Source organism: Nocardia sichangensis, assembly GCF_047200615.1.
Classification (GTDB): Bacteria; Actinomycetota; Actinomycetes; order Mycobacteriales; family Mycobacteriaceae; genus Nocardia; species Nocardia sichangensis.
Genome location: NZ_JBJZOK010000031.1, coordinates 88,330 through 97,632, shown reverse-complemented (window position 1 = coordinate 97,632; position 9,303 = coordinate 88,330). Strand labels below are relative to the sequence as shown.

The 9,303-nt window shown below is 65.9% G+C and carries 7 protein-coding genes; 5 read left to right on the top strand and 2 right to left on the bottom strand.

Going from position 1 to position 9,303, the window contains the following annotated elements; translation table 11 throughout:
* Together ACL03I_RS32120 and ACL03I_RS32115 are read right to left on the bottom strand one after the other, a co-directional pair.
* On the bottom strand, positions 1-1,544 hold a 1,544-nt coding region (locus tag ACL03I_RS32120; RefSeq protein ID WP_412807718.1), incomplete at its 3' end, for a sensor histidine kinase.
* Positions 1,522-2,226, bottom strand: coding sequence for a response regulator transcription factor (locus tag ACL03I_RS32115; protein WP_412807721.1), 705 nt, complete (start codon positions 2,224-2,226; stop codon positions 1,522-1,524). The genes ACL03I_RS32120 and ACL03I_RS32115, both read right to left, overlap by 23 nt.
* A gap of 288 nt (positions 2,227-2,514) precedes the next feature.
* Here ACL03I_RS32115 and ACL03I_RS32110 point away from each other — a divergent pair, with 288 nt between their 5' ends.
* The 5 genes from ACL03I_RS32110 to ACL03I_RS32090 all read left to right on the top strand — a co-directional run bounded on the left by ACL03I_RS32110 (position 2,515) and on the right by ACL03I_RS32090 (position 9,085).
* Complete coding sequence (locus ACL03I_RS32110; protein ID WP_412807717.1) at positions 2,515-2,817, top strand: hypothetical protein; 303 nt, start codon at positions 2,515-2,517, stop codon at positions 2,815-2,817.
* A gap of 190 nt (positions 2,818-3,007) precedes the next feature.
* Positions 3,008-5,575 (top strand): ATP-binding protein, encoded by a 2,568-nt coding sequence (locus ACL03I_RS32105; protein WP_412807716.1) that lies wholly within the window; start codon positions 3,008-3,010, stop codon positions 5,573-5,575.
* 61 nt (positions 5,576-5,636) lie between these two features.
* Positions 5,637-6,020 carry a hypothetical protein gene (locus ACL03I_RS32100; RefSeq protein ID WP_412807715.1) on the top strand — a complete coding sequence of 128 codons (384 nt, stop codon included), beginning with the start codon at positions 5,637-5,639 and terminating at the stop codon, positions 6,018-6,020.
* Positions 6,021-6,158: 138 nt separating this feature from the next.
* Positions 6,159-7,397: a TMEM143 family protein gene (locus ACL03I_RS32095; RefSeq protein WP_412807714.1), complete on the top strand. Its 1,239-nt coding sequence runs from the start codon at positions 6,159-6,161 to the stop codon at positions 7,395-7,397.
* A gap of 218 nt (positions 7,398-7,615) precedes the next feature.
* On the top strand, positions 7,616-9,085 hold the full coding sequence (locus tag ACL03I_RS32090) for a metallophosphoesterase (protein ID WP_412807713.1): 1,470 nt from the start codon (positions 7,616-7,618) through the stop codon (positions 9,083-9,085).
* The last annotated feature ends 218 nt before the right edge of the window (positions 9,086-9,303 follow it).

Sequence of the window (9,303 nt, the reverse complement as noted above, 5' to 3'; positions counted from 1 at the left end):
CCGCTTCCCGCACCGGGCAGACGCACGGTGAATGCGGTGCGGCCGGGTTCGCTGGCCACCGAGATGTCACCGCCGTGCGCCTTGACGACCGCCGCGACGATCGCCAGACCGAGGCCGGTGCTGCCCGCCCGCCGCGAGCGCGACGAGTCGCCACGCGCGAAACGCTGGAATACCGTCGGCTGCAAGGTTTCCGGGATTCCGGGTCCGTCGTCGGTCACCCGCAGCACGGCTCCTCCGTCGCCGTGGAATTCCAGCGAGGTGAGCACCGTTGTGCCAGGGCCGGTGTGGACCCGCGCGTTGGTCAGCAGGTTCGCCAGCACCTGATGCAGCCGAGCCGCGTCACCGGTGGTCACCACCGGCTCGTCGGGCAACTCCAGATCCCAGTGAAGTTCTGGTCCCGCGATGTGCGCGTCGCTCACCGCGTCCACCGTGAGCTGGGTCAGGTCCACCGGCTCGTGTTCGAGCCCGCGTCCGGAATCCAGCCGGGCCAGCAGCAGCATGTCCTCGACCAGACCCGTCATCCGCCGGGACTCGGACTCCACCCGGGCCATCGCATTGGCCACCTCGCCGGGCACCTCGGCTCGTTTGCGTTGCGCCAGTTCGGCATAGCCGCGGATGGCGGCCAGCGGGGTGCGCAGCTCGTGGCTGGCGTCGGCGAGGAATTGCCGGACCCGGGTCTCGCTGTCGTGGCGTGCCGACAACGCACCCGTGATGTGATCGAGCATCCGGTTGACCGCCGCGCCGAGCTGTCCGACCTCGGTGCGCGGATCGGCGTCCGCGACCGGAACCCGGACGGGCAGTACCACCTCGCCGCGCCGCAGTTCGAGTCCGGCCACCCGCGCGGCCGTCGCCGCGACCCGATCCAGCGGCGCGAGAGCGTGCCGGATGAGCCAGATGCCGACCAGTGTCGCGACGATCGAGACGACCGCCGTGACGATCGCCAAGATCAACAGAACACGCAACAGCGTCGCGTCGACGGCGGTCAACGGCAGGCCGGTGACGACGATGTCGCCCGACCAGGTGGTGTCCGCGACCACTCGATACCGGCCCTGGCCGCGGAGATCGACGTCGACCGGCTTCCCGTTGGCCGCCACCGCGGCGAGCTGCTCTTGCGCGGCCCGCGACAACGCTTCTTGAGTGCCGTCGGCCGCGTTGCGGCCCGCCTTGGCGACGCTGCCTTCGTGGACGATGGCGCCGATCATGTCGGGCTGGATACCGCGCCGGTTGAGGAAGTCGGGTCCCGGGCCGTTGTTCGGCGGCGGTGGCGGGGGTGGAGGCAGCGGCGGCGGCTGCTCACCGCTGGGGCGGGGGCCCAGGCTCGGGCCACCGCCGACCTCGCCGAGCGAACGCTTCTGCACATCAATCAGTTCGGTGTCCAGTTGGTGTACCAGGAACTGGCGCAGCGCGAATTCGGTCGCGGCGCCGATACCGACGACCACGATCACCAGTAACAGCACCTGCCCGACCAACAGTCGTGCCCGCAGCGACCAGCGCCGTGGCATCAGCACCCGGCGCGCCGCCTCAGCCTGCGGGCTTGAGGACATACCCGGCACCGCGCAGGGTGTGGATCATCGGCGCGCGTCCACTGTCGATCTTCTTCCGCAAGTAGGAGACATACAGCTCGACTATGTTGGACCGGCCGCCGAAGTCGTAACTCCACACCCGATCCAAGATCTGTGCCTTGCTCAGTACCCGTTTCGGGTTGCGCATGAAGAACCGGAGCAATTCGAACTCGGTGGAGGTCAAGACGATCACATCGCCCGCTCGGGTGACCTCGTGACTGTCTTCGTCCAGCACGAGATCACCGACCACCAGCTGCGCGTCACTGTTCTCGATGGCGACGCCGGTTCGGCGCAGGAGCGAGCGCAGCCGCAGCACCACCTCTTCGATGCTGAAAGGCTTGGTGACGTAGTCGTCGCCGCCCGCGGTCAGCCCGGCGATGCGGTCCTCGACCGAGTCCTTGGCGGTCAGCAAGAGCACCGGCAGGTCCGAATATTGTGCGCGTAGTTTGCCCAGCACCTCCAGCCCGGTCATGTCCGGCAGCATCACATCGAGCACAACCACATCGGGGCGGGCCTCGCGGGTCTTGGCGACGGCGGTCCGGCCGTCACCCGCGGTAGTGACCTCCCATCCCTCGTAGCGCAACGCCATCGACATCATCTCGGCCAGAACGGGCTCGTCGTCGACCACGAGCACGGTGATCGGGCTGCCGTCGGCGCGGCGCATGACAATTCGTTCGGCCGGCCCGTTCCCGGTGGTCGTCGCGGACATCGTTTCACCATGGCGAGTAACGCTTGGGGTCCGCTGTGGTGCGGCTATGTGTTTGCTGTGAGGGTGCGACCAGCGGAAACGGGCTCGCGCGGCGGAGGTGCGGGTATGCGAAGCCGGTCGGTTCACAGCTGGCCCATAGTTTCCGCCAACGAGGGACAAATGTTGAGACTCAACGATTCTCGCGTCGGCCGCAGAGCAGTGGCCGACGGTTTCGGACCTGATCCGACAACAGGAGGAACGCAGATGAGTTTCACTTCGAAGCTGGCAATGAGCGCCGTGGCCGGTGCGCTCGCGCTCGGCGCCCTCGGCATCGGAGCCGGTGTGGCCGGCGCTGATGCGCCCCAGGGACCGGTGCCCGGACAGCAATGCCCGCCTCCCGGCGATCACCAGGGTCCTCCGCCCGGTGACCACCAGGGCCCGCCGCCCGGCGACCGTCAGGGCCCGCCGCCCGGCGACCGTCAGGGCCCGCCGCCCGGTGACCGTCAGGGTCCTCCGCCCGGTGATCACCCGGACGGCCCGCCGCCGCAGTGCCAGCCCGGACAGTGATCCGCTGCACCTCACAACACATGAGCTGAACAACTGAACAGATCGAGCGCGGCGGCGGACCGAACGTCCACCGCCGCGCTCGCGGTCCACTGTGGCGCCCGCCTGCCCGGGACGAATGCGGCTCGGTGCACACCTGGTGGAGCAGTGCGTCCCGATCGCGGTGCACCGATGAGCGGGCAGAAGATCGCGGGTGCCGATCAGCGATGGTCATTCGAATGTTCAGCCGTTTGATCACATCGACTGCCAGGGCCTCTCGATTCGGCGGATAATCCTGCTGTGGGTTGGCATTGGGGGGTTGATGACCGCAAGCAGAGACGATGAGGCCGGTCGCGAGCCGGGTGGGACTCGCTCGGATCTGTCGGGCAGCGCCGGCGATGTGGTGCAGGCCCGAGACATCGCCGGTGGGATTCACTTTCATCCTCCTGGCCGAAGCGCGGGCGGTGAGACTGTGCCCGTTCCCGCCCAGTTGCCGGCGGATGTCCGCGGTTTCGTCAACCGACTCGGAGACATCGAGCAGCTGGACGGCCTGCTCGAGAATGGCTCAGAGAGGATTGGATCAGCCCGGGTGTGTGTGCTGACCGGGACTGCGGGGGTGGGGAAGACCTCGCTTGCCGTGCACTGGGGGCATCGAGTCCGGGGCCGGTTTCCCGACGGTCAACTGTATGTCAACCTCCGCGGATACGACCCTGGTGAACCGATCACCGCCGGCCAAGCGTTGGAACGATTTCTGACCGCATCGGGAGTTGCCCCGGCGGCGTTGCCACCGGATCTGGAGACGCGGAGCGCGTTGTTTCGCTCGCTGCTCGCGCAACGCCGGGTGCTGATCGTTCTCGACAATGCGGCCACGGTCACACAGGTTCGTCCCCTGCTTCCCGGTGCCGGGCGCTGTCTGGTCTTGGTTACCAGCCGTTCCCGGCTCTCGGGCCTGGTCGCCCGCGACGGCGCGCATCGACTGACCCTCGACCTTTTCGACGAATCCGCGGCCGTCGCACTCCTGTACGAGACCGTCGATGGATATCGTTCCGGCGATACCGAACAGGACATCGCCGAACTCGCCCAGCTGTGTGCCCGGCTGCCGCTGGCGCTGCGGATCGCCGCCGAGCGCGCGGCGGTGCGACCGCATATGCCGATGGGTGACCTGATCGGCAACCTTCGAGACGAGTCACATCTATGGTCCGCGCTGTCGGCCGAGGATGACGATGAGGCCGACGCGGTGCGGACGGTATTCGCCTGGTCGTATCGAGCATTGCCTGCCGAGGTCGCGCGCATGTTCCGGCTGCTCGGATTGCATCCCAGTCCAGAATTCTCGGTCCATGCCGCGGCGGCCATTGCCGCTGTCCCTGTCGCCGAGGCGAGCCGGCTCTTGGACGTACTTGTCGGAGCGCACCTACTCGATCAAATCGGCCACGACCGTTACCAGTGCCACGACCTTTTGCGCGCCTACGCAGTAGACCAGGTCGGGCACGAGGACACCACCGAGGGCCGTGACGCCGCCATCGAGCGAGTCCTGGCATGGTACGTGCACACGATCGCGAACTGCTTGACCAATCTACCGATCCGCCTCGTCGAACCGATTCAGGATATCCACCCCGACGCGCCGCCGGACAGTGTTCAACCGTTGGTATTCACAGACTCCGGCGTGGCGTCGGCCTGGTTCGATGCCGAACGCGCCAATTTCGTTGCTTGTGTGCGACTGGCCGTCAAGAGCGGCAAGAATCGAACGGCCTGGCAGATCCCGATCTTGCTTCATCGGCTGTTCCCTGTGATCAACGCCTTCGACGACTGGTTGCTCACCACGGAACTCGGGCTCGAAGGCGCGCGACGGCTGAAGGACAGCGCGGCCGAAGCGCTACTTTTGGAGTCGTTGAGTATGGCGTATCGGCAGAGTCATCATCTGGACGAAGCCGAAGCGACGGGCCGGGCAGCGCTCGAGCTGTTCCGGCAGATCGGCCATCACCGGGGCGAAGCACTGACCTCGAATCTGCTGGCACTCGTGAGCATCTCCGCTCGGCGACCGAATCTCGCCTACGCGTATCTCGATCAAGCGGAGATGCTAGCCGAACAGTACGACCACTCCGACATCGTCGTGATCGTGCTGGCAAACCGACTGTGGGGTTACATAAATTTCGACCAGTTCCAGGAAGCCTACGATAGTTCGAAAGAACTCATCGGCTCAGGCCGTTTCTCAGACCACCCTACACATGAAATTGTCGCCCTGATAAGCGTCATGCGCGCCGCTCACAAATTGGGCCGATATGACGAGGCTGCTCGCTGGGCTGAGACAGTACTCACGAAGTCGCCTTCGAAACTGGGCGAAGCGACCATCCTTCTTTATCACGGCGACATCCAGAAGGACAGCGGTGACCTCGAGTCGGCGCTGGTCACGTATCACCGTGTGGTGGTCACCAGTCGGCAATTCGGCGATCGCAACCGGGAAGCGGATGCGCTCGATGCTACAGGCGTCACCTACGGGCTGCTCGGCCGGTGGGATGAAGCGGCGAGCTTCCACCTAGAGGCGATTGCGCTTTACCGCAGTATCCACAGTAGGTGGGGTACGGCAGTGGCGCTCGACCACCTCGCTCACGTGTCGGTCGAACTCGGGAAGCCGGATGATGCGGCGCGTTACTGGAGCGAAGCATTGTCATTGCTAGACGAATTCGACGATGCGGCTGCGGCATCATTGCTCGACTCGATCGAATCATCCCTTCGGGGGTCCCCTTCGCCGAATCATGGATCAGACGGTCCGGTCGACGCATAGACACAGGAACATGGCGCCCGATGCTCTGCATCTTCGAGCCCCGATACATGTAGGAGGACAGATGGACCCGATTTCCTTGAGCGTGTTGCTCGCATTGATCACGCAAGCGGCGGCGGGGGAGGCCGGTAAGAGTGCGTGGAACGGGCTGGCGCGTTTGACGCGGCGTGCGTTCGGTGACGAACATCGCGCGGATCGCGCACTGCAGCGAGCGCAGGACGATCGCGACGGTGCGATCGACTTGGCCGGGCATTTGATGAACGGTGCCGCTTCTGATCCGGTTCTCGCAGACCTCATTCGCACCTGGATCGATCACACTCAGCAAGCCGCTACCGACGAGGCTGTGATCAACACGATCGGCGGGCAAGCCCAGGTCCACGGGCACGTCGTACAGGCGCGCGATATCGGAAACGTCCAGCTCGGCGGACGCGACAACCCCGCTGTGTAGATCCTCTCCTCGGCGTGATCGGTCGTTTTCTTCGAGATCCATATACCGCAGCCGAGTGCCGGACCGTCACTTACGCGGTGGATCGCGGCCTCCCCATAGGGTTGTGACCGACGGGCGGTCCGCCGAGAGGAGTTGCCGATGGACGCCGAACACTTCCTGCCTTTCCGTAAGAGCGCGGTGATATCGCTGTGTGCCGACGAACTCCCCGAAGCGGAGCGCGAGTCGTTCGTGGAGTTCGCGCGTCTGCTGGCGGCGTTGGTGCACAACGAGTTCCATGTGCGCGGTGAGGCTTTGCTCGATGCCTATCAGGTGGTCGATCCAGCGGAGGACGAACGGGCGATCCGTGTTGCCACCCCCGAGCACCGGGCCGCCGCGCGGGCGCGGGTGGAGAGCGAGCTGGTCGCGCTGGCCGAGTCGGCGGATTTCACGCGCATCGATGCCGCTGAGATCGAGCGCGCGTTCGCCGAGCACTCGCTGGTGAAGGTGCGGTTGGAAGTCGACGCGGACGACATCGAAACGGCGATGTTCTTCCCGCGCGGGGTCGCGCGGCGCACCGAGCAGGTGCGGTGGCTGTTCGGTCTACGGCGGTGCAGCATCGAATTCACCAGCTACGGCAAGGTTCTGGTGTACGTCGCGTTCACCGAGCGCGCGGAGGCGGTCGCGGATCGGCCCAACGGCGGTGTGCTGGTGAAGTTGTTCCAGAACGTCCCGAGAAACGACCTCGAGATGCTGTATCCGAGCGTTCGCGTGCGGATGCGGCCACTGGACAAACTGCTGATCGGTGTGCCCGCGGTGGTCTCGGGGATCGTCGTGGTCGCCACCAAGCTGGTCGCTTCGTTGGGGCCGCTGCTCTTGCTGCTGGCGTTCTGGGTGGGGTTGCGCGAGGAATCCGTGCGGCTGGATCAAGCCACGCTGGTGACCCTCGGCGCCGGGTTGGCTGCCTTCGGCGGTTATCTGGTGCGTCAGTTCGCCAAGTTCAAGAACCGCAAGATCAAGTTGATGAAGACGCTGTCGGAGCATCTCTATTTCCGGAACCTCGACAATGATGCGGGAGTGTTCCACCATCTGCTCGGTGCCGCCGAGGATTCGGAGGTGAAGGAAGCCGTGCTGGCATACCACTTCCTGCGCACCGCCGATCGGCCGCTCACCGCCACCGAACTCGATCGGCGCGTGGAGGACTGGTTCCGGCGGCAATGGGGGACAACCTTCGATTTCCAGATCCGCGACGGACTGCGCAGACTCCGGAGGTGGGAACTACTCGTCGAGGACGAGCACGGCACGCTGAGCGCCGTGCCGCCGACCGAGGCGAAACAGCGTCTCGATCATCAATGGGACAACCTTTTTTCCATGTCCGCCAACCGGCTGACGAAGGCGTGAGCCTGTGCAACCAGGCCGCCGAGCCGACGGTGTCGGCGGCGAGTTCGGCGAGCTTGTTCGAATGCTCAGTGAACTGCGGCTGACGCGAACACAGGCCTATTCAGGAAACCGGCGGCCAACCGACCGGCACAGCTCAACCACTGTTCACGGGGTGGCACGGTTGTCTCGATAACGTCGAGCCCGTCGACGCATCGACGAAACCTACGTCAGGGGTTGCGATGGGCCACGACGGACTCTCGCGCAGGACCATGCTCATGCTCACCGTGTCGGCCGTGCTCCCGGTGGACGGATTCGCGTTGCTCGCGTCCGAGTCGGCCACGACGACCGCCCGGGACCTCGAGCTGATCACGGTGAGCGACCGGTCGGTGGCGGTCACTTGGACGACCGCCGCGCTCGACCGGATCGGGCGCAAGCGGCCGGTCGCGGTGGACACCGAACTCGCACTCGGCCCGGCGGATTCGCGCAAGCCGTTGCCGATCGTGCATTCCGACCCCACACCCACCGCCTTCCACTACGTCGAAGTCACCGGGCTCGAACCCGGCAGGCGCTACCGCTTGGAGGCCCGTTCGCGGGGTGTGCGGGCGGCTTCCGGTGCGGCCACGCGCTGGTGGAACGATGAACACACAGTCGAATTCCGCACTCTCACACCGCCACCGGGGCGGCTGGTGCGCACCGTCGCACTCGCCAACGACCTGCACTTCGGTGAGGAGGTGAGCGGTGAGATCGTGACCGTGCTGCCCACCGGTGTGCGGCAGGAGCCCGGGATGGCCCCGTATCCGGCCGTGATGCTGGAGGCGCTGCTGAGCGATGTCCGCGCGCCGGATCGCGACGTCGACCACCTGGTATTGGCAGGCGACCTGACCAACCGTGGCACTCCCGCCGAATCCCGCGACCTGAGGCGCAGGCTCGACAAGTGGGGCGAGCTCGGCCGAGATGTATTGGTGTGCCGCGGTAATCACGACCGGCCGCGGGTGGGAGCGGTATGGCAGTCGGGGCTGCGCCTGGCGGGAACCGGGCATCACGACTGCTGGGGTCCGCAATTCCTGCCACGACAGCGGCTGTTCAGTTACGACCTCGACGGGCTACGGGTGATCGCACTGGACACCACGGACCTCGACGGCTCGGGTGGCCGCATCGACGCCGAGCAGATGGCGCGGCTGCGCAACTTGCTGCGCGACGAACCCGAACAGCCCACATTGGTTTTCGGTCACCACCCGGTGACCCGCGAGTCCGGGATGACGAATCTCGGCGGCCCCGGGTTCGTGCTGAACCGCCACGACGCGGCTACCGTGCACCAGCTCTACGGGCGCTCTCCCGGTGTGTTCCTGCACCACAGTGGGCATACGCACCGAAATCGGCGCACGCGCCCGGACACCCCCGTCCCCGTGGAGTTCTTGGAGGTGTCCTCGATCAAGGAGTACCCCGCTGGTTACTCGTTGCTGCGTCTGTACGAGGGCGGGTACATGGTCACCTTCCACACCACTCGCACGGCTGCCGCCCGGCGCTGGAGCGCCCGAACCCGCACCCAACTGTTCGGCCTGCAATCACGCTACAGTCTGGGCTCGCTCGCCGACCGGAACCATGTCGTGCACCGCGACCTATCGGGGATCGAAGCGATACCCAGGCCTCGCGCCGCTGTCGTCACAGCCCCTCGACATCATGAATTGCACAGCGCCGCCCAGCGATAAAGGGTGCGGTGGTGGCCGCCCGCCGGGGTGCCGTGCCGAGATTGCCGTCGGTTACCGGCCAGCGCATTTCGGGATCATGCCGTTATGGCCGTGCCCTCGAGCGCGTCTACACGATGCGCGGCGAGGACGACGACACCCAGTCGAACGGAGTCAGGGCCGTTTGATCACCGCCGCGGACAAGGGCTTGACATTGCCCCGGGGGCAGGGTTCGAGCATGG

Bases quoted from the DNA above. Each gene is read 5' to 3' on its own strand.
- ACL03I_RS32115 (WP_412807721.1), bottom strand. From the start codon at position 2,226: ATGCGCCGCGCCGACGGCAGCCCGATCACCGTGCTCGTGGTCGACGAC.
- ACL03I_RS32110 (WP_412807717.1), top strand. From the start codon at position 2,515: ATGAGTTTCACTTCGAAGCTGGCAATGAGCGCCGTGGCCGGTGCGCTC.
- ACL03I_RS32100 (WP_412807715.1), top strand. From the start codon at position 5,637: ATGGACCCGATTTCCTTGAGCGTGTTGCTCGCATTGATCACGCAAGCG.
- ACL03I_RS32095 (WP_412807714.1), top strand. From the start codon at position 6,159: ATGGACGCCGAACACTTCCTGCCTTTCCGTAAGAGCGCGGTGATATCG.
- ACL03I_RS32090 (WP_412807713.1), top strand. From the start codon at position 7,616: ATGGGCCACGACGGACTCTCGCGCAGGACCATGCTCATGCTCACCGTG.